Source organism: Treponema endosymbiont of Eucomonympha sp., assembly GCF_001028545.1.
Map to the genome: position 1 here is coordinate 1 of NZ_BBPW01000582.1, position 469 is coordinate 469.

The following is a 469-nucleotide window of genomic DNA, read 5'->3' on the forward strand; positions in this document are numbered from 1 at the left end:
AACAGAGAAAATAACGAAACTCGACTTTGACGTGCGGGCTGCGGGCGTGTTTCCGCTCGTTTCGTTTGACGCTTCGTTCGGACTCGGAATTCCTAAACAAACGCTGTCGAGAAAAAAAATACCTTTACCCAACAACGACGGCAATCAACAGCGTTTACTGCTCAGGGGCTGGGAACTTCGCGGCGGGCTGAGCGTTCTTGCGGGGAACAGTTATGTCCAGTCGGTTTTGGTGCAGGCGGCGGTGCCCCATTTCTGGGTCGGCAAGGTGACAACCAATACGCCGCACCCGGAAACAACGGTTGACGACATATTCTTTTTGCTTGAGCCGCGCTTTGCACTCGACCCGCTGCGCTTCGTTATTACCACATACAGCGCGCCGGAGTCGGTATACAACGAAGAAAACGATTCGGGTTTGTTTTATATCACCGAGCCGCCCGGCATGAATGTCTCTTTTTTTGCCGCGCCCTAT

Annotated in this window: 1 protein-coding gene; it reads left to right on the forward strand. The window is 53.1% G+C overall.

The window, feature by feature from the left end; translation table 11 throughout:
* On the forward strand, nucleotides 1–469 hold a 469-nt coding region (locus AWU74_RS12205; RefSeq protein ID WP_238580267.1), incomplete at both ends, for a hypothetical protein.